Origin of the sequence: Pseudoalteromonas sp. S1612, assembly GCF_005887175.1 — a bacterium.
GTDB lineage: Bacteria > Pseudomonadota > Gammaproteobacteria > Enterobacterales > Alteromonadaceae > Pseudoalteromonas > Pseudoalteromonas undina.
This window is the reverse complement of record NZ_PNDH01000011.1, coordinates 54,524-76,375: the sequence shown is the minus strand read 5'-3', so window position 1 is coordinate 76,375 and position 21,852 is coordinate 54,524. Positions and strand designations below refer to the sequence as shown.

Below are 21,852 nucleotides of genomic sequence, written 5' to 3'. Positions count from 1 at the left end.
CCCTAGGTCACTCGCAGGCAATAGTAAGTATCGGCGATTAGCGCAGTTTGGTAGCGCACTTGGTTTGGGTCCAAGGGGTCGCAGGTTCAAATCCTGCATCGCCGACCATTTCCCCTTAAGCTCCATATTCTAAATCTCTATTTTATTTAAAATAACTCTTTTTTTGCTCCTATTCATTCTATACAGTTTAATTAGCCTGTTTTTTATTCGCTTAGTCGTTATCTGCCTTTAACTACCCCAAATAATTGCCCCCCACACTCGACTATCATGAATATTAGGTTATAATGCCGCGTCTATTTGTTTAAAAATATAGTGCCCTTAGGGCAGAGCAGCAATGGTATCTCCTGGTAGCGACGGATTTTTTTAAGCTCTAAGGCTTGAATTTTATCAAGACGCCTATAGATTACTTTGTTTGTAATGAAGGCGAAAAGTCGCCAAAATTGAATATTGAGGTAAATCATGCAAGTTTCTGTTGAGACGACTCAAGGCCTTGAGCGCCGTCTGACCATCACCGTTCCTGCAGAGAACGTTGAGACCGAAGTAAAAAAACGCTTACAACAACTGTCAAAAACGCAGCGTATCGACGGTTTCCGTGCTGGTAAAGTTCCAGTATCAGTAATCAACAAGCGTTTCGGACCAGCTGTTCGTCAAGAAGTTGCTGGCGAAGTAATGCAACGTAATTACATTGAAGCAATTGTTGCTGAAAAAATTAACCCTGCTGGCGCACCTACATTTGCTCCAAAAGCACTTGAAGCAGGTAAAGATTTAGAGTTCTCAGCAACATTTGAAGTTTACCCTGAAGTTGAAGTTCAAGGTTTAGATAAAATTGCTGTTGAAAAACCAGCGGTAGAAGTAACTGACGAAGATTTAGCAAACATGCTAGAGACACTTCGTAAGCAACACGCTTCTTGGGCTGACGTTGATGCAGCTGCTGGCGCAAACGACCGTGTAACGGTTGATTTCGTTGGTACTATCGACGGTGAAGAATTCGAAGGCGGCAAAGCTGAAGATTTCCCATTAGAACTTGGCCAAGGTCGTATGATCCCAGGTTTTGAAGACAACATCGTAGGCAAAAAAGCAGGCGAAGAAGTTGTTGCTGACGTAAACTTCCCTGAAGATTACCACGCTGAAAACTTAAAAGGTAAAGCGGCTCAATTCACTATCACAGTGAAAAAAGTTGAAGCGCAAGAATTACCTGAATTAAGCGATGAGTTTGCAACTAAATTCGGTGTTGCCGAAGGCGGCGTAGACGCGCTTAAAGAAGAAGTTAAAAAGAACATGACACGTGAGCTAGACCAAGCGGTTAAAGCTAACGTAAAAGACCAAGCAATCAAAGGTCTTTTAGAGCAAAACGAAGTTGAAGTGCCTAAAGCATTAATCGACCAAGAAGTTGACGCTTTACGTGAGCAAGCTGCTCAACGTTTTGGTGGTAACGGTCAAAATATGCCTGAGCTTCCAGCTGAATTGTTCCATGAGCAAGCAGTTACACGAGTTAAAACTGGCCTATTATTAGGCGAAGTGATCAAAGCAAACGACATCAAAGTTGATGACGCTAAAGTTGAAGCACTTATCGCTACTGTAGCATCTGCATACGAAGATCCAACTGAAGTAGTAGAATACTACAAAGCAAATGATCAACTAATGCAACAAATGCGTAATGTAGCAATGGAAGAGCAAGCTGTTGAAGCTATTTTAGCTAAAGCAACTGTGACTGATGTTGAAAAAGCATTTGATGACATCATGAATCCACAGCAAGGTGCATAATAAGTCATTGACTTAAGCGCTCGCTAACGATTAAATGGCTCGTGTTACTCTGTTTATGCAGTGTGCCCGGGCCATTTTAGTTTGTGGTTCTTAATTAGCTAAAAATGATCATTATGCTTTTCCTAGAATAAGTATAAGCGCATAAGGAATTAAATAAGTATGAACACTGGTATGACAGATCCCCTAAACGCATTAGTACCAATGGTTGTTGAGCAAACAGCTAAAGGCGAGCGCTCGTTTGATATTTATTCGAGACTATTAAAAGAGCGTATTATCTTTTTAACGGGCCAAGTTGAAGACAACATGGCAAATCTGATTTTAGCGCAAATGCTTTTCTTAGAATCAGAGAACCCAGATAAAGATATCTTCTTATATATCAATTCACCGGGTGGCTCGGTCACTGCGGGAATGGCTATTTACGATACAATGAATTTCATCAAACCTGATGTAAGTACTATTTGTGTGGGCCAAGCGGCTAGCATGGGTGCGTTTTTACTATCTGGTGGTGCTAAGGGTAAACGTTTTTGTTTACCTAATTCACGTGTAATGATTCACCAACCATTAGGTGGATTCCAAGGTCAAGCATCTGATTTTGAAATACACGCGAAAGAAATCTTGTCTATTAAAGACAAATTAAATCGCTTAATGGCTGAGCATACTGGCCAACCGCTTGATGTTGTTTCACGTGATACAGACCGTGATAACTTTATGAGTGCAAGCCAAGCTGTAGATTACGGTATTGTTGACTCAGTATTTACTAATCGTGGTAGCAAGTAAGTATGCCTGCAAGCAGTAATGCTTGCTAATGAGAGTTACTATGCGAAAAAGCCTAAATTTTGGTATAGTTAAAGCGTATTAAAATAGCCACCAAGACTTTGGTGGCCAACGTAATAAAATGAGGTAGCTGAATGTCTGACACTCCTACAGACGGCGACAAAAGTAATAAATTGTTATACTGCTCTTTTTGCGGCAAAAGCCAGCATGAAGTTCGAAAATTAATTGCAGGACCTTCAGTATACGTTTGTGATGAATGTGTAGAGCTGTGTAATGATATTATCAGGGAAGAAATTAAAGACATCGCGCCTAAGCATGATGCCGCTGACAAATTACCTGTGCCAAAAGAAATTCGTAACCACTTAGACGACTACGTAATTGGCCAAGAGCATGCGAAAAAAGTGTTGTCTGTAGCGGTTTACAATCACTACAAGCGTTTACGCAACCAATCAACTAAACAAGACGTTGAACTAGGTAAAAGTAATATTTTATTAATTGGTCCAACGGGGAGTGGTAAAACACTACTAGCTGAAACGTTAGCACGTTTGCTAGATGTGCCGTTTACAATGGCCGATGCCACCACGTTAACCGAAGCCGGTTATGTGGGTGAAGATGTTGAAAACATCATTCAAAAGCTTTTACAAAAATGTGACTACGACGTAGAAAAAGCACAACGTGGTATTGTTTACATTGATGAAATTGACAAAATTTCACGTAAATCAGATAACCCATCAATCACCCGTGATGTATCAGGTGAAGGTGTACAACAAGCCTTACTGAAATTGATTGAAGGTACCGTTGCTTCTGTTCCGCCACAAGGTGGACGTAAACATCCACAGCAAGAGTTCCTGCAAGTAGACACTTCTAAAATTCTGTTTATTTGTGGTGGTGCATTTGCTGGTCTTGATAAAGTTATTGAACAGCGTAGCCACAAAAATACTGGCATTGGTTTTGGCGTTAACGTTAAAGAGTCGGCAGCGAGCCGCTCTTTAAGTGAAACATTTAAAGATGTTGAGCCAGAAGATTTAGTGAAATATGGTTTAATTCCAGAGTTTATTGGCCGTTTACCTGTTGTTGCTACATTGACTGAACTTGATGAAGCTGCACTGGTACAAATTTTAAGTGAGCCTAAAAACGCTATTACTAAGCAATTTTCAGTATTGTTTGGGATGGAAGACGTTGAGCTTGAATTTCGTGATGATGCACTACGTGCTATTGCTCACAAAGCAATGGAACGTAAAACCGGTGCACGTGGCCTGCGTTCAATCGTAGAAGGTGTATTGCTTGATACTATGTATGAGCTGCCTTCAATTGATAACGTAAGTAAAGTGGTTGTTGATGAAACCGTTATTAAAGGTGAGTCTGACCCAATCTTGATTTATGACAGCAGCAATCAAGAACAAGCCGCAGCAGATTAAATTCTGAGCAAGTTGTAAAAAAAAGGAGCCAATGGCTCCTTTTTTTATAATTAATTTAATCGAGTTGGCAAAAATTGTTGAACTTTAATTAGGTTATCCCCATATACTTGAGTAATCTTTAAATAAATGAAGTGCAAAGAGAAAATACAATGACGCTTGAGAGAAACGATCGAGTCGAAATCCCTGTGCTAGCACTGCGCGATGTAGTGGTGTATCCACACATGGTGATCCCGCTTTTTGTAGGCCGTGAAAAATCAATAAAATGCCTTGAAGCGGCAATGGATAAAGACAAACAAATTTTCTTAGTTGCACAAAAAGATGCAACTGTAGACGAGCCTGAGAAAGACGATATTTATCGTGTAGGGACAATTGCGACTGTACTTCAATTATTAAAGCTACCCGATGGTACAGTAAAAGTATTAGTTGAAGGCACGCAGCGTGCAAATATCGAAGAGTTTGTTGATAACGAAGACTTCTTTGTTGCCAATGCTCAGTTTATTGAATCTGATTCAGTGAATGAACAAGAGCAAGATATTTTTATTCGCAGTGCATTAAGCCAGTTTGAAGGCTACGTAAAATTAAATAAAAAAATCCCACCTGAAGTGATGACCTCGGTCTCTGGTATTGATGAGCCCGCGCGTCTTGCTGATACCATGGCTGCGCACATGCCATTAAAAGTGCCTGAAAAACAAAAAGTACTTGAAATATCAAGTGTTACGGAGCGCTTAGAGTACTTAATGGCGTTGATGGAAGGTGAAATAGACTTACTGCAAGTTGAGAAAAAAATTCGTACCCGCGTTAAAAAGCAGATGGAAAAATCGCAGCGTGAGTATTACCTCAATGAGCAAATGAAAGCGATTCAAAAAGAGCTTGGCGAAATTGACGATGTACCAGATGAATTCGAAGCGCTAAAAAAACGCATCGAAGAGTCAGGTATGCCTAACGAAGCGAAAGAAAAAGCCACGGCAGAGTTTAACAAACTTAAAATGATGTCGCCGATGTCGGCAGAAGCTAGTGTTGTTCGCTCATACATAGATACGTTAATTAACGTACCGTGGAAAAAACGCTCTAAAGTGAAAAAAGATTTAGCAGGCGCGCAAAAAATACTAGATAGCGATCACTACGGACTTGATAAAGTTAAAGAGCGTATTATTGAATACCTCGCGGTACAGCAGCGTACTAATAAGCTTAAAGGGCCTATTTTGTGTTTAGTTGGGCCGCCAGGGGTAGGTAAAACCTCTCTTGGGCAATCTATTGCGCGTTCAACTGGCCGTAAGTACATTCGTATGGCACTGGGTGGTGTACGTGATGAAGCTGAGATACGTGGTCACCGTCGTACTTATATTGGCTCTATGCCTGGTAAATTGATTCAAAACATGACTAAAGTGGGCGTTAAAAACCCGTTATTCTTGTTAGATGAAATTGATAAAATGTCAGCGGATATGCGTGGAGACCCTGCATCAGCTTTACTTGAAGTACTTGATCCTGAGCAAAACAGCCATTTTGCTGATCATTACTTAGAAGTCGATTACGACTTATCTGATGTAATGTTTGTTGCTACCTCTAATAGCTTTAATATTCCTGGGCCTTTATTGGACCGTATGGAAGTTATTCGTTTAGCCGGTTATACCGAAGATGAAAAATTAAATATAGCTAAAGAACATTTAATTCCAAAGCAAGTTAAGCGTAATGGCTTAAAAGAGAAAGAAGTTGAAATTGCTGACAGTGCCATTATCGGTATTATTCGATATTACACGCGTGAAGCGGGCGTTCGTAACTTAGAGCGTGAAGTGTCTAAATTATGCCGTAAAGCGGTTAAAAATATCTTAATGGAAAAAGACACCAAAACGGTTACTATCGATGCAGATAACCTTGAAGAGTACTTAGGTGTGCAACGCTTTGATTACGGTAAAGCAGAAGATGGCGACCGTATTGGCCAAGTAACTGGCCTAGCATGGACAGAAGTAGGCGGTGACTTACTAACGATTGAATGTGCTGCAGTACCAGGTAAAGGCAAGTTGACTTACACCGGCTCGTTAGGCGATGTAATGCAAGAGTCGATTCAAGCGGCAATGACTGTTGTGCGTAATCGTGCTGATGAGCTACGTATTAATAGCGACTTTTATGAAAAACGTGATATTCACGTGCATGTACCTGAGGGCGCAACTCCTAAAGATGGTCCAAGTGCGGGTATCGCAATGGTTACGTGTTTGGTTTCAAGCCTAACGGGTAATCCAGTGCGCTCTGATGTGGCCATGACGGGTGAGATTACCCTACGTGGTGAAGTACTGCCAATTGGTGGTTTAAAAGAGAAATTATTAGCGGCTCACCGAGGTGGTATTAAAACGGTGGTGATCCCTAAAATTAACGAACGTGACTTAAAAGAGATACCTGATAACGTATTGGCGGGTCTTGAGATTCACCCAGTTACGTGGATTGACGAAGTATTAAAGCTTGCTTTAGTGCATCCAGTTGATAGTTTTTCAGTCGAAACACCAAAAAAGCAGTAAAAAAGCCAAAAAAAGTGCTTTTAGGGGCTTTTCAAATCTAAACGGTATGATAAGTTAAGCACTGGTTTTCAAGCCTAGCCCTTGCAGGGCCTAGGCTTAAGAAAAATATAATCATATGAGCTTTAAAAAAATTGCTCAAAAATTTCAAAACAGTGATGTTAGTTTAAAAAACAATCGCTCTTGATAACAACAATGAAAGAGGATGATATTGTGAATAAATCTCAATTAATCGATCAAATCGCAGCTGATGCTGACATTTCTAAAGCGGCTGCAGGTCGTGCACTAGATTCATTCATCGAATCTGTATCTGGCGCGCTAAAAGATGGCGACTCAGTTGCACTTGTTGGTTTTGGTACTTTCTCTGTACGTGAGCGTGCTGCTCGTGCAGGTCGTAACCCACAAACTGGTGAAACGATTCAAATTGCTGCAGCTAACATCCCAGCTTTCAAAGCCGGTAAAGCGCTTAAAGACGCAGTAAACTAATCATTGTGTAAACAATTTAGTTATGGCGAGTAAAGAGACGCTTAATTATTGCAATCGATAAATTAAGTTACTTCACCGCCAGTTACTTCAAGTGAAAAAGCGTATCTGGTAAGATACGCTTTTTTTACATATGACAAGGTAGAAAATACCTTGCTCAGAAAAGAGATAAACAAATGCTTGAGAAAATCAGAGAAGGTTCGCAAGGGCCGGTAGCCAAAGTCATTTTAGGCGCGGTGATTTTATCTTTTGCCTTAGCTGGGATCGGTAGTTACTTAGGTCAAACCACAGAACAACCCGTTGCTGAAGTAAATGGAATTAAAATTAGCCAAACAGAATTTAGCCGTGCGTTTCAAAATGAACGTAGCCGCTTAGAACAACAATTTGGTGAGTACTTTACCCAAATAGCAGCTGATCCAACTTACATGGCTCAAATCCGTCAAGGTGTGATTGACCGTTTAGTACAACAAGAATTACAAAGTCAGTTAGCTGCCGAGCTTGGTTTGCGCGTAAGTGATGAAAGCGTTCGTAAAACAATTTTAGAGCTACCTTATTTTAAAATTGGCGACAAGTTTAATAACGACCGTTATTTACAAGTTATTCGTCAAATGAATTTTCAACCTGACGCATTTCGTGAATACCTGCGTGATGATATGACGCGTAGCCAGTTAGTATCTGCCGTTGCGGGTACTGATTTTGCGCTGCCAAATGAGCTTAAATCAGCCATTGCGTTGCAACAGCAAACACGAAGCATTGATTATTTAGTAATTGATAAACAAGCAATGCAAGCTGATGTTGAAGTTACAGAGCAAGAAGTTGCGGATTACTATGAATTAAACGCTGGTCAATTTTTATCACCTGAATTAATCTCAGTTAATTATATCGAACTAAATGCTGATGATATTGATGTTGCATCGGTAAGCGAAGACGATGTAAAAGCATATTACGAGCAGAGTAAAGCGCAATATGTTGAACCAGAAAAGCGTCGTGTGTCGCATATTCTAATCGACAATAGCGAAGATGATGATGCGGCTAAAGCGAAAGCTGAGTCGTTACTTGCCCAGCTTAACGCTGGTGCTGATTTTGCTGAGCTAGCAGAGACATCGTCAGATGACATTGTTAGTGCAGAAATGGGTGGCGATTTAGAGTGGATTGAACGTGATGTTATGGAACCAGCATTTGAAGATGCAGCGTTCGCATTGCAAAACAAAGGTGATTACTCTGACGTTGTTGCCTCTGAGTTTGGTTATCACATCATCAAACTGACTGATCTACAAACTCAACAAGTTAAACCGTTTGATGAGGTTAAAGCTGACCTACGTGCTGAACTTGAGCAAGCTGAAAAAGTAGATGCGTTTTACGAGAAGCAAACAGAAATGGGGGCATTAGCCTTTGAGATTTCTGATCGCTTAGACGATGCTGCTGAAGTGGCGGGTGTAGAAGTACAATCTACTTCTTTACTAGCGCTTAGCGCGCTTCCTGAGCCGCTTAATAACCCAGCGGTTGTGACTGCCTTATCATCAGTTGAACTACTAGAAGATAAAGTCAATTCAGAAGTAATTGAGCTTGGTAATGAGCATGTGATTGTGGTGCGTGTAAATGAGCACCAACCTGCGGCAACGAAAGCATTAAGCGAGGTAAGTGAGCAAATTAAAACACGCTTAATGAATGAAAAGGCATCAGACCTTGCAAAAGAAAAAGCACGCACGTTATTTGCACAAGTAAAAGAAGGCAAGAGCTTAAACGATGTGGCTGCTGAGCAATCACTAAACGTTCGTCAAGAGTCGCAACTAACTCGTGAAAGCTTTGCTGTTTCACCTGCTATTGTTACCCAAGTATTCAAAATGGCACATCCTAGTGATGCAGCTGTATATGATATGGTTAACTTAAATAATGGCGATGCAGCGATTGTTGCGCTTAAAGCGGTAAATGATGCACCAGTGAGTGACAACATTGAGCCACAAATGAAGCAAAACATTACTATGGCGCAAGCGCAGAAAAACTATACGGTATTCATTGAATCGCTTAAGCAACAAGCAGAGCTTAATGTACCAAAAGCAGCTCAAGCAGCTGAATAAGTAATAGCTAAATTAAAAAGGGCGCCAATTGGCGCCTTTTTTGTTTGTTTAGACATTAACAACTCAATAAGCGCTGAGTAACCTTTGATTGCGGGTTTTGAAAAATAGTTTCTGTAGCGCCGTATTCAACAATCTCACCCTTATTGAGTACCACTAGCTGGTCGCTAATATGGCGCACTAAACTTAAATGATGGGTGATCAAAATATAGGTTAATCCAGTTTCAAGCTGTAGTTTAAGTAATAGATTTACTATTTGCGCTCTTACAGAAGGGTCAAGCGATGAAAGTGCCTCATCGAGTACAACAACCTTAGGATCTAATATAAGCGCGCGAGCGAGCGCTACACGCTGTAATTGCCCCACACTAAACATATGCGGATAGTATTGCTGATGATCGACCAGTAGACCCACTTTAAGCAGCGTACTACCAATTTTTTCACTACGTTGAGTTTTATCAAAATCAGTATTGAATTTTAGGCAATCATCGAGCATTTCAGCAATGGTCACTGCTGGGTTTAATGAGGTGGCGGAGTCTTGAAAAATCATTCGGATATAACGACACTGGGCATCACGATTACCATTGTTTTCTATAGTGTTATTCTCTAATAATATCTGCCCGCTATCGGCACTGTATGCACCCACTAATAATTTAGCCAGGGTACTTTTTCCTGAGCCTGTTTCACCAATAATGGCAATTGTTTCACCTTTACCAATACAAAATGAGATGTTTTTTAAAACATCAAACTTTTTACGGCTAAACAGACCCGCGCGCATGTTAAAGGTTTTTGATAAGGCTTGAACTTTTAACAGTGGCTGCATTATTTTATTTCCTTGATCAGCGGGAAGTGACAGGCGTAGCTATGACCATGATGCTTTGAAAGTTTAGGCGCAACCACACATTCTTTTTGTGCTTGTGGGCAACGTGGACCGAGTCGACAACCAATCGGTAAATGTTGTAATGTTGGAATAGTGCCTTTAAGCGCATAAAAGGGTTCTTTATGGGCTAAACCATGCTCATAATCGGGCAGGCTTTTTAGTAAAGCCTGCGTATACGGATGGCGAGGTTGGCTAAAAATACGGTGTGTTGGACCTGCTTCAACCATTTGACCGCAGTACAACACATGAATACCATGCGACCAATTAACAATTTCTTCCAGCTCATGAGAGATCATCAAAATAGACATGTTCTTTAGCTGATTTAAACTTTTTAATAACCTAAACACCTGTGCACGGGTGGTGCTTTCTAGTGCGGTTGTAGGCTCATCAGCAATGAGTAGCTTCGGTGTACGGGCAATCGCCATGGCTATCATAACCTTTTGGCATACGCCCTCAGAGAGCTCATGCGGGTAGCTATCAAGCACCGCTTCATGATTTTTAATACCTACTTTATGTATTAAGGCTTTAACACGATCTTTACGCTCTCGGTTGCGTTTTAAGAAAAATCCTTTAGCAGCCACTTCAGGCAGTGTTTCAGCGATTTGGTTAAATATTTTAGCAGTAGGATCTAGACAGCGACTGGGGTCTTGGTAAATCATCGCAATGTCTTGGCTAACTGTTTTACGGCGTTGCTCTGGTGTTAAGCGCATTAAGTCAACACCACGCCAATGCATTCTATCTGCGGTTATCACCCAGCGCTCATTAAGCACGCCGACGATGGCTTTTGCAATTAAGCTTTTGCCAGAGCCTGATTCGCCCACTAAAGCGTGTACTTCACCTTCTTTTAAACTAAAGCTTACGCGATCAACAGCACGAATGGCGGTTTCGGAAGTTTGAAGTTCAATGGTTAAATTTCGAATATCTAGTAACTGCATCTAATCGGCCTTACGCGCTTGTAAAACTTTGCGAAGTCCATCGCCCACTAAGTTTGTTGAAAGAACCGCTAAAAATAACAGGACGCCCGGCAATGCTACCGTCCAAGGTGCTAAATATATAAGTCCTAAGTTCTCTGCTAAAATTGCGCCCCATTCAGTAGTCGGCGGCTGTGCACCCAGTTTTAAAAACCCTAATGCCGCAATATCTAAAATAGCAGTAGAAAGCGCCATCGTAAAAATAACTACAATATATTCATACACATTAGGAAAAATCCCGCGTGATAAAATATGCCATTTAGAGGCGCCATCTAAGCGGTAGGCTGTAACATAATCTTTGCCAAGTTCGTCAACTATCAGGTTTCTAATTGAATGAATAAACTGGGGTAATAAGGCTAAAATAATTGCCCATACGGTATTCATTAATCCAGGCCCAAGTATGGCAATAATAATGATGGCCAGTAACAATGAGGGAATTGACAGCGTTACATCCAGTAAGTGGTTCAAAAAACTAGAACGTATGCCTTTACTGATCCCTGCAAAGGTACCTACCAACACACCAATAACAGTGGTGATCAGTGCAGCCACAACCGATAACCCGAACGTATATGTGGCGCCATTCATTAAACGAGACAGCACATCTCGGCCTAAATCATCGGTGCCAAGTATAAACCGCACATCGCCCATTTCATTCCACGAGGGAGGCAGTAATAGTGCATCACTGTGCTGTTGATTTACCCCATAAGGCGCAAGAAAAGGCGCGGTAGCCGCTAACAGACTAAAGGCAATAAACACCCATAAGCCAACCAGTGCAGGGTGGTTATTTTTAAACTTTCGCCAGAGTCTCGCTAATGGCGATTTATTTGAATCTTCTGAAAATAAGTTAAACTTTGCCATGCGCTTGGTTCCGAGACAGAGGATCGAGTAGGGTGTAGGTCAGTTCGGCCATAATTGTGGCAATAATAATAAATAAAGAGACGGCCATTAACCCACCTTGTATGGCGGGATAATCACGTTGATAAATACTGTCTATTAACCAGCGACCGATCCCTGGCCACGAAAAAATAACTTCAGTGATCATCGCTAAGGTGATCAAGGTACTAAACTGCAAACCTATTTGTTTTATAACCGGTAGTAAGGCATTTCTTAGGGCGTGATGAATAATAAGCTGCCCACGAGTAAGCCCTTTGGCGCGAGCTGTTTTAATGAAGTTTTGATCCATCACTTTTAACATCGATTCGCGAGTAAAGCGCACTAATACCGTGGTTGGATACATCGCAAGTACAATAGTAGGTAAAGTAAGGTGATGCAGCGCATCTAACATGGCCAAACCATTGTAAGGAAAATCAGCGAGTAAAATATCAAGTAAAATAAATCCTGTGCTCGCGGGTATCTCATACAACAAGCTCACTCGCCCCGACATGGGAAACCAGCCAAGCTTGAGCGAAAAAACCATAATTAATAATAATGCCAGCCAAAAAATCGGCATAGAATAGCCAATCATCGCTGTAGAGCTAATAAATTTATCAGGCCATTGTTTATTATATGCCGATGCTAAAATACCGACAGGCACACCCACTACCACCGAAATAAATAACGCATAGATACTTAGCTCTAATGTTGCAGGAATTAAATCAACCACATGGGCGAAAACACTGCTCCCCGAGGCGAATGACATTCCCCAATCCCCTTGTAAAATTCGTCCTACAAAGGCGATGTACTGCATAAAGTAGTTACTGTTAAATAAGTACTTTTCTTCTAACTGCGCATTTTGGGTAAAGTTAGTGTCAGGTATGCCGCTTAAGTTACTGAGCGGATCGCCAGGAAATAAATAACTCAACGAAAAGGTAAAAATACTGAGTAGCAACACCATAAAAAATAACAGTCCGAGGCGGCGTAAAATATAATCTAAGATCATTATTTTTTCCTCGCGTTAGCCAACGAAATAGCACCGAATGGCCCTAAGGTAATGCCCTCAACATCTGCGCTACTTGCTTGAAAACGCATGCCATGGGCAATTGGCAGTAAAGGCAATTGTTTGATGATCATGCTTTGTGCTGCGTCGTAATATTGTTTACGTAAATTTAAATCTGTGGTGTCTAACGCTTTGGTCAGTAGTAAATCAAATTCAGGGTTACACCAGTTTGCAGGGTTTTTGCCACTAAAGGTCGCAGTACAACTTAATAATGGGCTAAAAAAGTTATCGGGATCAGGTGTATCAGCTGCCCAACCTAATAACACACTGTCGTGGCGATGCTCACCAATGCGTTGAATAAAGGTGTTCCATTCATATTCTACAATATTTACATTAACGCCAATTTTGCGTAAATCACTTTGCATTAGCTCAGCCATTTTGCGGGCATTGGGGTTATAAATACGGCTTACCGGCATAGCCCAAATGCTCATATCAAAGCCTTTTGGAAAACCAGCTTCAGTTAATAATTTTTTTGCTAACTGTGGGTCAAAAATAGGCATGTTTTTTTGTAGTTCAAATGCCCATGACGTAGGCGGAAGAATAGATTGTGCACGCAGTCCATTCCCGTAATATACCGCTTGCATTATTTTATCTACATCAATGGCATGAACCAATGCTTGACGTACTTTTAAGTTATCAAACGGTGGACGCTCGGTATTAAATGCCCAGTAACCAATATTTAAGTTAGTTTCTCTTTCAACGTTAATATCATCACGCTGCGCTAAAATACTTAATTGGGCACTACTCGGGTGTGCGGTTACATCACACTCTTTGGTCAATATTTTAGCGATACGGGTGGTACCATTTGGAGTAATGTCGTACACCAATTGCTCAAGGGCAACCTCATGCTTCCAATAATCAGCGTTTTTATAAAAGCGCACTAAATGATCGCGTCGGTACTCTTTATAAATATAGGGGCCTGTTCCAATAGGGTATTGATCAAATAGGTTTTCTTGATTATTAGCTTTGAGCGCCATGGCATATTCTTTAGAGAGCACGACAGCAAAATCGGTCGCCATATTAGCTAAAAAGCTGCTCTCGGCATTAAATAACTCAAATCGTACTTGATGATCAGAGACTCTAACAATTTTACGAATTAGCTGGTCAATCCCCACACTTTGAAAGTAAGGGTAATTAGCATCGCCAATAAAGTGATAAGGATTATAAACGTCGAATAATCGACTAAAAGTAAATATTACATCATCAGCGTTAAATTCACGGCTAGGAGTGAAATAAGAGGTGGTATGAAACTTAACTCCTTTGCGCAAAGTGAAGGTAACCGATTTACCGTCTTTACTGATCTTCCAATCAGTGGCAAGTTCACTCTTAAATTCGGCGGTCACGGGGTCAATACTAATTAACCGGTCGTATAACTGGTTAGCAATAATATCGATAGTCGATCCTGTTGTTGTGACTTGTGGGTTAAACGACACAGGATTAGCCTCGGCGCAATAAACGAGGCCTTGGTTTTTTTCTTCTAAGATTTCTTCTTTACTATCAATGCAACCTACTAAGCTCAATGATATTAAAGCAAGTAATAATTTATGCACCCGCACAACCTCTACTATTCTAGCAAATTGTATTTTTTCAAATAACCACGTAGTTGATGATACGTTAAACCAAGTACTTCTGCAGTCTTCTTTTGATTAAATTGGCTATGTTCTAATGCTTTTTTTATCAATGTAATTTCAAATTCATTAGAGAGCGTTTTTAAGTCGCATGGAAACTCAGGTTCTTTGGTACTTGAACTCAATGCTACAGGCGCTTCTATAGGCTGTGCATGAGTAGTCGGTTCAGATTGTATTATAGCAGGTGCTTGTGCATGTTTTATGCGGGCTTTAGGTCTAAAGCGACTTTCGAATGGGTCTAAAATAATTTTATGTACAGGAATATGTTCATTGCCGTGGCGATACAGACTTCGTTCTACCACATTTTTAAGTTCACGGACATTACCCGGCCACTCATAACTGAGTAAACTTTCTTGTGCACTACGGGTAAAGCCACTAAATAGCTCCCACTCAAGATCTCGTGCCATGTTCATCGCAAACTGTTCAGCTAGCAACATAATGTCATCTTGACGTTCACGCAGTGGCGGTAAGGTGATCACATCAAACGCGAGTCTATCGAGTAAATCACTTCTAAATTCACCTTGTTGTGCTAAATGGGGTAAGTCTTCATTGGTTGCACAGACTAAACGAGTGTCTACTTTAACGGTTTGCTTGCCGCCAACACGCTCAAACTCACCATACTCAATCACTCTTAATAGCTTTTCTTGCACCATGGCAGAGGTATTTGCTAACTCATCTAAGAACAAGGTACCACTATTGGCGCGCTCAAAGCGGCCTTCATGGCGTTTACTTGCGCCTGTGAAAGCGCCACTTTCATGACCAAATAATTCACTCTCGAGCAGGTTTTCGTTCAATGCCGCACAGTTAAGCTTGACGTAACTTTGATCCCAGCGTTTGGATAAAAAGTGTAAACGTGCTGCAATTAGCTCTTTACCGGTACCACGTTCACCAATAATAAGTACGGGTTTATCTAGGTTAGCCAGTTGCGAAACCTGATCAAGCACCGATAAAAAGCTGTCTGATTGGCCAAGTAAATTGTCCTGTTGGCGATATTGACTCATATTTCCTAACTCTTAGTCATTTTTACTAACAGTTAGTGTATTTCATTATGGCAGATAACAAAAGTAATTTGTAATTTACATTTAACATATTGAAAATAAATGGTATTTTAAAAATATAAAAGTTGGCAAGCATATTGATACTAATAAAAGCAGACACATTTAGATTAAATAATAGAGGTATATGTTATGGGAATTTTTTCACGTTTTGCAGACATTGTTAATTCTAATATCAATGCCATTTTAGATAAAGCAGAAGATCCTGAAAAAATGGTTCGTCTTATTATCCAAGAGATGGAAGATACACTAGTAGAGGTACGCTCTACGTCAGCAAAAACCCTTGCTGAGAAAAAAGAATTAGTACGTCGCGTAGACACACTAAAAGCTCAAGTAAGCGATTGGCAAGACAAAGCCGAATTAGCACTGAGCAAAGATCGTGATGATTTAGCTCGCTCAGCTTTACTTGAAAAGCAAAAATCAGCCGATGCAGTCGCTGCAGTAGAAAGTGAACTTGATCATGTAGAATCTCATATCGAGAAACTACAGCAAGAAGTGACTACGCTACAAGAGAAACTAGCGGATGCTAAAGCACGTCAAAAAGCGATTATTTTACGTCAACGCTCGGCTGAGTCGCGCCTTGAGGTTAAAAAAGCACTTGATAGTTCTAAAGTAGATGATGCACTTAATCGTTTTGAACGTTACGAAACCAAAATTGATGGGCTAGAATCTCAAATAGAGTCTTATGATTTGGGTAAACAAACGTTAGCAGATGAAATTGCTGATTTACAAAAGAATGAAAAAATTGACGACGAGTTAGCTGAACTTAAAAAGAAACTCTCGAATAAATAAATATAAAACAGGGGCCTTGTGCCCCTGACATCAACATTGAATACGGATTGTCAGGAGAGGATTATGTTTGATCCAGAGATACTAATTGCACCCTTTATCTTGTTTATGATTTTTGTTGCACCACTGTGGTTAATTTTACACTATCGAAGCAAAAAGCAGGTAAGCCAAGGGTTAAGCGAGCATGAGCATCACCAGTTATTAGAACTTGCTCAAAAAGCTGAAAAAATGACTGATAGAATCGAGACATTAGAAGCGTTACTTGATCAAGAGTCACCACAGTGGAGACAAAAAGTATGAACACCAAACGCGAATTATTAAGAGACCCACAACGCGGTAAAATTGCCGGTGTATGTGCGGGATTAAGTGACTACTTTAATATGGAGTTATGGTTAGTTCGCATTATTTTTGTTAGTGCTGTACTACTAACCGGTGGCCCATTATTTGTGGTAGCGTATATTGCAGCGTGGTTTATTTTAGATAAAAAACAACCCAGTGCTGTAAATAAAACACAATCAACCTATGGCGGTGATCCGCTAGAAGTAAAATTTAAAGTATGGCAAAAAGGCGAGCCACCGCGTCGTGCGCTTCAAGACTTAAAAGAGCGATTGACCCGTGTAGATAGCCGCCTTCAAAACATGGAACGCTACGTTACTTCAAGCGAGTTTACGGTCAGCCGTGAAATTAATAAACTTTAAAGGATTAATAAGCACCTTGTTTGCAGCCTGATCAATGACGGCAACTAAGGTGCAAAACACTTTATGAGCCAATCATTTGCAAAAAAGACCTTCAAAAGCGTTAAAGGCAAAGCACAAAAAGCCCTGCACCGTAGTTTAGATCAACACGTTAAACTTGCCGTAACAGGGCTGAGCGGCAGTGGTAAAACGGCGTTTATTAGCGCGTTAGTTAAGCATTTAACCTCTCAGGCGAATGACAACAACTTACCTTTTTTCGATGTAATGCGTGAACACCGCCACATTGCTACTAAAATTGTGCCGCAAGAGGCATTAAATGTTCCCACTTTTGATTACAACCGTGCAATAAGTGCTTTACTACCAAGTGAAGGCGACCCTGCATGGCCCGCTTCTACCGAGCGAATTAATACTTTACGTTTGGCGATTAAATATCAAAGCAACGCGGGTCTGCGCGGTCATTTCTCACCCCAATCGACGCTTTATTTAGATATTATTGACTATCCTGGTGAGTGGCTGCTTGACCTACCTATGCTCGCACAAAGCTTTGAACAGTGGTGCGAGCAACAATATCCATTACTTAGTCAAACGCCACGTGATCAAAGCTCAGCTGAATTTTTACAATCCATAGAGCTGCTTGATTTAGATGCACCGGTAGATGAAAACGCACTGGCTGATATTGCACGATGTTATCAAACCATGTTGGTAGGGCTAAAAAAAGACACTAAGCTTGCCATGTTACAGCCTGGGCGGATGTTAATGCCGGGTGACTTGCAAGGTGCACCATTATTACTATTTTTTCCAATTAGTCCTGAAAAAATCAGTGACGATGTAGTAGCGGGTTCTAACTTAGCGCATTTAATTAAACGTTTTGATGCTTACGTAAAAGAAGTCGTTAAGCCATTTTATAATGAGCATTTTCGCCATTTTGACCGTCAAATCGTCTTGGTAGATGTACTGAGTGCGTTAAATGAAGGTTATGAAACGTTGGCTGAGCAAAGTCGAGTTATCAATCAACTATTGTCACACTTTAGCTATGGTGATTCTGGTTTTTTTAAACGCTTGTTTAAACCTAATATTGATAAAATATTATTTGCTGCTAATAAGTCCGATCACATCAGTGCGAAGCATCACAAAGATCTTGCATTGTTACTCGATTCGTTAGTTAAAGAGCAAAGCAATCACTTAAAATTTGATGGGGTAAAAATAGAAACATTGGCGATGTCATCAATTGCTGCCACTGTGTCTCGCCAAGTGGTTGATAAGGGGCAAACACTCGACTGTATCTATGGCAAGCCATTGGATGAACAACAGTGGCTAACTTACCTGCCTCCTCAGCCGCCGAGCAGAATGCTCAATAAAAGTGAGTGGCCAGCACATGGGTTTGAGTTTTTATCGTTTGCACCTATGCCAAGCCCAGATCAACAGCTTAAGCACATTCGCTTAGACCATGTGATGCAGTACTTGTTAGGAGATAAGTTAACATGAGTGAGTCAACACACCAATTTCAGGCTGGGCGTCGTATTAATGCCCAAAATATTGAGCAAAATGAACCAGATTTATTAGCGGCTAAAGTCGTAGAGCAGGGACAAAGTGAGCAGCCTAGCAAAGATAGCGACGAGCTAATTGAACCTGAAATCGATATTGAGCCTGTATATAAAAAGTCTAAGTGGCAAACCCTTAAAGGCCTATTTGCACTGAGCTTTATTGTTTTAATATTACTTGAGTTCGCATTTTCAATTGTATTGGCGTTTCAGCAGTCAGTTATTTTAGGTGGGGTGTACTTAACCGCTGTAATAACCGGTGTACTACTGATATCGCGTTTATTGTGGCGTGAATATAGAATGTTACGCAGCTTAAAGCGTAATCAGCTACACCGCCATGAAGCTAACCGTTTGCTCAATAGTGAGCAGGTAGGCGGGGCGATACCTTGGCTTGAAAAGCTTAATAAACATCAGCAATTAGATAATTTCGAAAACTTTAAAAATCAGGTCGCTACGCACCACAGTGACAAAGAAATAATGTCTCTGTACGCGAATAGCTTACTGATAACGCAAGACAATCAAGCTAAAAAGTTAATAAACCGTTTTGCAACAGAGTCAGCTTTATTAGTTGCTCTAAGCCCTATTGCGCTGGTGGATATGATGGCTGTGCTGTGGCGTGGCACTAAATTAATAGAGCAAATAGGCCGAATATATGGCATTGGCTTTGGTTATGCCAGCCGCATTAAACTTTACCGCATGCTTATTAAGCAAGTAATGTTTGTAGGTAGTGCAGAGCTCGTTTCTGATTTAGCTGCCACGGCACTCAGTGCTGAATTATTAGGAAAGCTTTCAGGGCGAGCTGCACAAGGTGTTAGTGCCGGTATATTTACAGCGCGTATTGGTTACAAAGCTATGGAGTTAAGCCGACCCTTACCGCGTCTTGAAAACAAGCGTAGCTTGTTAAAAGGCACAGTCCAAGGGATTGCGAGTAAAATTATGAGCCGTAAGGGAGCTGAAACTAAGTAGTGAGACTTCGTTGGCAATATTTGTGTACAGCTTTTTGGGTAAAGTTTGCACAAATAGCCATCTGAGCATCCGGCATGCTTGTGATTTTAAGTGCGGTGCGTTTTATTTATGCTATTGACACACATAATAAAAACGAGAACACACAATGAGCAAGCATCATCAAAATACCCAATGTATCCATGGCCCACAAAAAGCAAACGACCCCCATGGCGCATTAACCTCACCTTTGTATCAAACGTCTACGTTTCATTTTGAAAATGCCGCTCAAGGTGCTGCCCGCTTTGCAGGTGAGGAGCCCGGTTATATTTACACGCGTTTAGGTAACCCAACCACTACTGAACTTGAGCAAAAAGTGGCGCAATTAGAAGGCTGTGAGGCCGCCGCCGCCACGGCAACAGGTATGGGTGCGGTATCCGCTTCGGTACTAAGCTTCCTATCGCAAGGCGATCATTTAATTGCATCAAGCGCTCTGTATGGCTGCACCTTTGCTTTTTTTTCGCATATGTTGCCGCGATGGGGAATTGAAGTCACCTTTGTTGATATGACCAATGAGAGTGAACTGCGCGCAGCCATTAAACCTAACTCAAAAATGATATTTGTAGAAACACCAATCAATCCAACCATGGCAGTGATTGATTTAGCACTTATTGGCGATGTTGCTAAACAGCATAATTTACTGAGTGTGGTCGACAATACGTTTTTAACCCCGCTGCTGCAGTCACCAAAAAAGTACGGTATCGATATTATAATGCATAGCGCGACCAAGTATTTAAATGGTCACGGCGATGTTGTTGCGGGTATTGTGTGTGGTTCACTTGAGCATATTACACAGATTAAAATGACCGTGCTTAAAGATATTGGTGCCACTATTAGTCCACACGATGCGTGGTTAATAAATCGCGGCTTAAAAACTTTAGCTATTCGCATTGAACGCCATTGCCAAAGTGCGCAAACGATTGCTGAGTATTTAGAAGCTCATCCGCAAGTAAATAAAGTGTATTACCCTGGGCTTAAGTCTCACCCGGGTTACAAGTATATTGGTAAGCAAATGAAAGCGGCTGGCGGTGTTATTGCCTTTGAAATTAAAGGGAGCTTAACCGACGGTGAGCATTTTATTGATAGTATGCAACTGTGCACATTAGCGGTTAGCTTAGGCGATGCTGAAACGCTCATTCAACACCCTGCATCAATGACGCATTCGCCATACACTCCCGAAGAAAGACTAGCAGCTGGAATTAGTGATGGTTTAATTCGTTTATCAGTTGGACTTGAAGATGTTAACGATATTATTAACGATCTCAACCAAGCATTTACTAAAATATCTTGAGGTGTAAATTAATGGTTACATTAAATTCTTCCTGTGGGCACTATTAAGAATGGGCTGTGTTTTTATCTTTGCTCTAGTGTAATTTTAAATTTACGATCTGTGTGATCTGCAAAAGTATTGATCTGCGTCAAGCTATTAAACTTTTGTTCACTTTTGCATAGTATGGCTACATCGAATAGCCAAGCATTTGGCTGTTATTTTGACACCGATTTAGGGTTTTATCCCAAAGAAGGTATTTATGGCTAAAGCAAGTAATTACACCTCCAAAACACCTGATGAAAATGGGGTTATACATTGGAGCGATGAAGAAAATAAAATTTGGTCTGAGCTTGTAGCACGCCAACTTGCGTGCATAGAAGGCAAAGCCTGTGATGAGTACATGGAAGGATTGAAAAAAATCAATCTGCCTCATGATCGTATCCCACAGCTGAGTGAGCTAAACGAAGTACTTTTAGCAACCACAGGTTGGCAGGTTGCACCTGTACCTGCACTTATCGATTTTGATGAGTTTTTTAGGTTGCTCGCTAACAAGCAATTTCCTGTAGCTACCTTCATTCGTAGCCGTGAAGAATTTGACTACTTACAAGAACCCGATATTTTTCATGAGATATTTGGTCATTGTGCCATGCTAACCAATCCTGACTTTGCAGAATTTACCCACAAGTATGGGCAACTAGGATACGCGGCAGAGAAAAAAGATCGCGTTTATTTAGCGCGCATGTACTGGTTTACCGTTGAGTTTGGTTTGATGCAAACTGAAAAAGGATTGCGTATTTACGGTGGCGGTATTTTATCAAGCCCAGGGGAAACCCAATACGTGTATTCAGATACACCAGAGATTAATCCAATGAATGTGTTAGATGTGCTACGTACACCGTACCGTATAGATATTATGCAACCATTGTATTACACGATAAATTCGATTCATGATCTGTTTGAAATATCTCAAATGGATATAATGACTTTAGTTGAGCAAGCTAAATCACTTGGTTTGCACGACCCTAAGTTTCCTCCAAAAGAAAAATTAGCTAGTTAATTTTTGAAAA

Annotated in this window: 19 protein-coding genes and 1 tRNA gene; 14 read left to right on the top strand and 6 right to left on the bottom strand. The window is 40.8% G+C overall.

All coding sequences use genetic code 11. From position 1 onward, the window contains the following. Positions 1–31 precede the first annotated feature (31 nt). The 7 genes from CWB78_RS05480 (at position 32) to CWB78_RS05450 (ending at position 9,024) form a co-directional block, all read left to right on the top strand. A tRNA-Pro gene (locus tag CWB78_RS05480) sits at positions 32–108 on the top strand. Positions 109–459: 351 nt separating this feature from the next. Beyond that, the gene (gene tig / locus CWB78_RS05475) at positions 460–1,764 is read left to right on the top strand and encodes a trigger factor (protein ID WP_010388062.1); all 1,305 of its coding nucleotides are present in this window, start codon (positions 460–462) and stop codon (positions 1,762–1,764) included. Between the two features lie 159 nt (positions 1,765–1,923). Further along, entirely contained in the window at positions 1,924–2,541 is a 618-nt protein-coding gene (gene clpP / locus CWB78_RS05470; RefSeq protein ID WP_008111041.1) for an ATP-dependent Clp endopeptidase proteolytic subunit ClpP, read from the top strand. Positions 2,542–2,672: 131 nt separating this feature from the next. Further along, positions 2,673–3,956 carry an ATP-dependent protease ATP-binding subunit ClpX gene (gene clpX / locus CWB78_RS05465; RefSeq protein WP_010388064.1) on the top strand — a complete coding sequence of 428 codons (1,284 nt, stop codon included), beginning with the start codon at positions 2,673–2,675 and terminating at the stop codon, positions 3,954–3,956. A 149-nt stretch (positions 3,957–4,105) separates the two neighbouring features. Then, positions 4,106–6,466: an endopeptidase La gene (gene lon / locus CWB78_RS05460; protein WP_008467545.1), complete on the top strand. Its 2,361-nt coding sequence runs from the start codon at positions 4,106–4,108 to the stop codon at positions 6,464–6,466. Positions 6,467–6,649: 183 nt separating this feature from the next. Next, complete coding sequence (locus tag CWB78_RS05455) at positions 6,650–6,949, top strand: HU family DNA-binding protein (RefSeq protein ID WP_256872136.1); 300 nt, start codon at positions 6,650–6,652, stop codon at positions 6,947–6,949. A 173-nt stretch (positions 6,950–7,122) separates the two neighbouring features. Continuing rightward, positions 7,123–9,024 (top strand): SurA N-terminal domain-containing protein, encoded by a 1,902-nt coding sequence (locus CWB78_RS05450; RefSeq protein ID WP_054202402.1) that lies wholly within the window; start codon positions 7,123–7,125, stop codon positions 9,022–9,024. Positions 9,025–9,079: 55 nt separating this feature from the next. Here the strand turns inward: CWB78_RS05450 and CWB78_RS05445 are convergent, their stop codons facing one another. From CWB78_RS05445 to pspF, 6 genes are read right to left on the bottom strand one after another with little or no spacing between them, the layout of a single operon-like run. Beyond that, positions 9,080–9,841, bottom strand: coding sequence for an ATP-binding cassette domain-containing protein (locus CWB78_RS05445; RefSeq protein ID WP_054202403.1), 762 nt, complete (start codon positions 9,839–9,841; stop codon positions 9,080–9,082). Beyond that, on the bottom strand, positions 9,841–10,833 hold the full coding sequence (locus CWB78_RS05440; protein ID WP_010388077.1) for a peptide ABC transporter ATP-binding protein: 993 nt from the start codon (positions 10,831–10,833) through the stop codon (positions 9,841–9,843). The genes CWB78_RS05445 and CWB78_RS05440 overlap by 1 nt, the downstream gene beginning before the upstream one ends. After that, the gene (locus CWB78_RS05435) at positions 10,834–11,727 is read right to left on the bottom strand and encodes an ABC transporter permease subunit (RefSeq protein WP_010388079.1); all 894 of its coding nucleotides are present in this window, start codon (positions 11,725–11,727) and stop codon (positions 10,834–10,836) included. Further along, a complete protein-coding gene (locus CWB78_RS05430; RefSeq protein ID WP_109874328.1) occupies positions 11,714–12,748 on the bottom strand; it encodes an ABC transporter permease in 1,035 nt (344 codons plus the stop codon). The genes CWB78_RS05435 and CWB78_RS05430 overlap by 14 nt, the downstream gene beginning before the upstream one ends. Then, positions 12,748–14,355 (bottom strand): ABC transporter substrate-binding protein, encoded by a 1,608-nt coding sequence (locus CWB78_RS05425; RefSeq protein WP_054202404.1) that lies wholly within the window; start codon positions 14,353–14,355, stop codon positions 12,748–12,750. The genes CWB78_RS05430 and CWB78_RS05425 overlap by 1 nt, the downstream gene beginning before the upstream one ends. A 14-nt stretch (positions 14,356–14,369) precedes the next feature. Continuing rightward, entirely contained in the window at positions 14,370–15,434 is a 1,065-nt protein-coding gene (gene pspF / locus CWB78_RS05420) for a phage shock protein operon transcriptional activator (RefSeq protein ID WP_010388085.1), read from the bottom strand. Between the two features lie 186 nt (positions 15,435–15,620). Here pspF and pspA point away from each other — a divergent pair, with 186 nt between their 5' ends. The 7 genes from pspA to phhA all read left to right on the top strand — a co-directional run bounded on the left by pspA (position 15,621) and on the right by phhA (position 21,842). After that, complete coding sequence (gene pspA, locus CWB78_RS05415; RefSeq protein ID WP_010388087.1) at positions 15,621–16,280, top strand: phage shock protein PspA; 660 nt, start codon at positions 15,621–15,623, stop codon at positions 16,278–16,280. Between the two features lie 63 nt (positions 16,281–16,343). Continuing rightward, entirely contained in the window at positions 16,344–16,577 is a 234-nt protein-coding gene (gene pspB / locus CWB78_RS05410) for an envelope stress response membrane protein PspB (RefSeq protein WP_010388090.1), read from the top strand. Further along, on the top strand, positions 16,574–16,975 hold the full coding sequence (gene pspC / locus CWB78_RS05405; protein WP_075169626.1) for an envelope stress response membrane protein PspC: 402 nt from the start codon (positions 16,574–16,576) through the stop codon (positions 16,973–16,975). Before pspB ends, pspC begins: the two co-directional genes overlap by 4 nt. Before the next feature lie 63 nt (positions 16,976–17,038). Further along, on the top strand, positions 17,039–18,457 hold the full coding sequence (locus CWB78_RS05400) for a YcjX family GTP-binding protein (RefSeq protein WP_138594542.1): 1,419 nt from the start codon (positions 17,039–17,041) through the stop codon (positions 18,455–18,457). Further along, complete coding sequence (locus tag CWB78_RS05395) at positions 18,454–19,479, top strand: TIGR01620 family protein (RefSeq protein ID WP_036953773.1); 1,026 nt, start codon at positions 18,454–18,456, stop codon at positions 19,477–19,479. The genes CWB78_RS05400 and CWB78_RS05395 overlap by 4 nt, the downstream gene beginning before the upstream one ends. A 145-nt stretch (positions 19,480–19,624) precedes the next feature. Continuing rightward, a complete protein-coding gene (gene megL / locus CWB78_RS05390) occupies positions 19,625–20,806 on the top strand; it encodes a methionine gamma-lyase (RefSeq protein WP_075169623.1) in 1,182 nt (393 codons plus the stop codon). A 238-nt stretch (positions 20,807–21,044) separates the two neighbouring features. Further along, positions 21,045–21,842 (top strand): phenylalanine 4-monooxygenase, encoded by a 798-nt coding sequence (gene phhA / locus CWB78_RS05385; protein WP_008111003.1) that lies wholly within the window; start codon positions 21,045–21,047, stop codon positions 21,840–21,842. Positions 21,843–21,852: the final 10 nt, after the last annotated feature.

What these genes read in the sequence shown, in the direction of transcription:
- CWB78_RS05445 (WP_054202403.1), bottom strand. Translation starts at nt 9,841, where the DNA reads ATGCAGCCACTGTTAAAAGTTCAAGCCTTATCAAAAACCTTTAACATG.
- pspC (WP_075169626.1), top strand. Translation starts at nt 16,574, where the DNA reads ATGAACACCAAACGCGAATTATTAAGAGACCCACAACGCGGTAAAATT.
- CWB78_RS05430 (WP_109874328.1), bottom strand. Translation starts at nt 12,748, where the DNA reads ATGATCTTAGATTATATTTTACGCCGCCTCGGACTGTTATTTTTTATG.
- CWB78_RS05450 (WP_054202402.1), top strand. Translation starts at nt 7,123, where the DNA reads ATGCTTGAGAAAATCAGAGAAGGTTCGCAAGGGCCGGTAGCCAAAGTC.
- pspF (WP_010388085.1), bottom strand. Translation starts at nt 15,434, where the DNA reads ATGAGTCAATATCGCCAACAGGACAATTTACTTGGCCAATCAGACAGC.
- CWB78_RS05395 (WP_036953773.1), top strand. Translation starts at nt 18,454, where the DNA reads ATGAGTGAGTCAACACACCAATTTCAGGCTGGGCGTCGTATTAATGCC.
- megL (WP_075169623.1), top strand. Translation starts at nt 19,625, where the DNA reads ATGAGCAAGCATCATCAAAATACCCAATGTATCCATGGCCCACAAAAA.
- CWB78_RS05440 (WP_010388077.1), bottom strand. Translation starts at nt 10,833, where the DNA reads ATGCAGTTACTAGATATTCGAAATTTAACCATTGAACTTCAAACTTCC.
- pspA (WP_010388087.1), top strand. Translation starts at nt 15,621, where the DNA reads ATGGGAATTTTTTCACGTTTTGCAGACATTGTTAATTCTAATATCAAT.
- pspB (WP_010388090.1), top strand. Translation starts at nt 16,344, where the DNA reads ATGTTTGATCCAGAGATACTAATTGCACCCTTTATCTTGTTTATGATT.
- CWB78_RS05400 (WP_138594542.1), top strand. Translation starts at nt 17,039, where the DNA reads ATGAGCCAATCATTTGCAAAAAAGACCTTCAAAAGCGTTAAAGGCAAA.
- CWB78_RS05435 (WP_010388079.1), bottom strand. Translation starts at nt 11,727, where the DNA reads ATGGCAAAGTTTAACTTATTTTCAGAAGATTCAAATAAATCGCCATTA.
- clpX (WP_010388064.1), top strand. Translation starts at nt 2,673, where the DNA reads ATGTCTGACACTCCTACAGACGGCGACAAAAGTAATAAATTGTTATAC.
- tig (WP_010388062.1), top strand. Translation starts at nt 460, where the DNA reads ATGCAAGTTTCTGTTGAGACGACTCAAGGCCTTGAGCGCCGTCTGACC.
- phhA (WP_008111003.1), top strand. Translation starts at nt 21,045, where the DNA reads ATGGCTAAAGCAAGTAATTACACCTCCAAAACACCTGATGAAAATGGG.
- lon (WP_008467545.1), top strand. Translation starts at nt 4,106, where the DNA reads ATGACGCTTGAGAGAAACGATCGAGTCGAAATCCCTGTGCTAGCACTG.
- clpP (WP_008111041.1), top strand. Translation starts at nt 1,924, where the DNA reads ATGAACACTGGTATGACAGATCCCCTAAACGCATTAGTACCAATGGTT.